Here is a 1,543-nt window from a genome sequence, read left to right as displayed (position 1 = left end):
CGGTAGTTGTCAAGTCAAATTGAGACGGTTTGGTCCTGCTGGGTTGGCTGGTTGATCCAGGCCTGGTCGGGCAGTTTCGGTGCGCGTGGCCGGCGGGTGAACCGGTCCGGGTGGGCGGCGTGGGCGGCGTCGAGGGCGCGTTGGCGGTGCTCACGGACCTGCTCGGCGGTGCCGTAGTGCACCGACGCCGGGGTGTGCCAGCCGATCCCGGAATGCCGATGCTCGTGATTGTAGGCGGTGAAGAATCCGTCGCAGAACGCTCTCGCGTCAGCGAGGGACCCGAACCTGGCCGGGAAGTCCGGCACGTACTTCATCGTCTTGAACTGCGCCTCCGAGTACGGGTTGTCATTCGACGTCCGGGGTCGGGAATGCGACCGGAGGACACCGAGGTCGACGAGCATCTCCGACACCGGCTTCGACACCATCGCGCCGCCACGGTCGGCGTGGATCGTGTGCGGCTCGATCCCGTTACGGCCGATCGCGTCGGCGAGGAAGTCACGGGCCACGACGGCGTCCTCGGCGGCCGCGACGAGCCAGCCGACGACGTAGCGGGAGTAGATGTCGAGGACGACGTAACACCGGTACCAGATGCCCTTGACGGGTCCCTTCAACGCGGTGATGTCCCAGGACCACACCTGACCGGGTCCGGTCGCGACCAGCTCCGGACGCACCCGGGGTGGATGGGTCGCCAGGCGGCGTCGTTCCCTACTCTGCCCCGCCGCGCGGGCGATCCGGTACATCGTGGACATGGAGCAGTGGTAGCGGCCCGCGTCGAGTTCCCGCGCCCACACCTGAGGGATCGCCAGGTCGGCGTAGGCGGGCGAGTTCAGCACGGCCAGGACCCGGTCACGTTCGGCCGGACTGAGCGCCTGCGGCGGCGGGGTCCGGGGCAGCCACGGCCCGTGTCGCGGTCCGACCGGTCGCGTCCGCCGGTAGTAGGTCGCCCGTGAGGTCCCGGTCAGCGCGCACGCCCGCTGCACCGAGATGTCCGCGTCGCGGAGCTCGCCGAACACGGCGGTCAGGATCTCCTCGGCGGATTGTCGTTGTCCGCGCTCCCGGAGAGTTCTTCCAAGAGCGCGTGTGCTTTTCCCATGATGTCCAACGCCATGCGGGTCTTGGTCAGGTCCGCCTGCAGTTTCTCGTTCTGCCGGCGCAGCTTCTCCAACTCGATCTGGTCCGCGGACTTCTTCACCCGCGACCCGGCTCCAGCCGTGGCGGTATCCGTTTTCCCGCCGTCGACCTGGCCGAGGTGTCCGGCGTCGCGGGCCCGTGTCCACTCGATGATGTGCGACGAGTACAGGCCTTCCCGGCGCAGGATCGCGCCCTTCTCGCCGTTCGGGGCGTTCTCGTACTCGGCGACCATCGCGAGCTTGTACTCAGGGCTGAAGACCCGCCGCGACGGCTTCGGCGCCGGGTCAGCCCCGCTGCCGGAGGCCGACTGCTTGCCAGATGAAGTGGACACGTACACAAGGATCTCCGATCCCCGTCCTCAGGTCAGCACCCCACTCACACGGGGTGTCTCACACCATCCTGACCAAGAGGG

Annotated in this window: 2 protein-coding genes; both read right to left on the bottom strand. The window is 68.1% G+C overall.

Going from position 1 to position 1,543, the window contains the following annotated elements:
* Positions 1-14 precede the first annotated feature (14 nt).
* Complete coding sequence (locus tag ACFHWU_RS29080) at positions 15-1,013, bottom strand: IS3 family transposase (protein WP_416592292.1); 999 nt, start codon at positions 1,011-1,013, stop codon at positions 15-17.
* Between the two features lie 5 nt (positions 1,014-1,018).
* Positions 1,019-1,462: a transposase gene (locus ACFHWU_RS29075; protein ID WP_416592291.1), complete on the bottom strand. Its 444-nt coding sequence runs from the start codon at positions 1,460-1,462 to the stop codon at positions 1,019-1,021.
* Positions 1,463-1,543 lie beyond the last annotated feature (81 nt).

Source organism: Micromonospora sp. LOL_015, assembly GCF_048060275.1.
Lineage (GTDB): Bacteria > Actinomycetota > Actinomycetes > Mycobacteriales > Micromonosporaceae > Micromonospora_E.
This window is presented reverse-complemented; position numbering and strand designations above follow the sequence as displayed.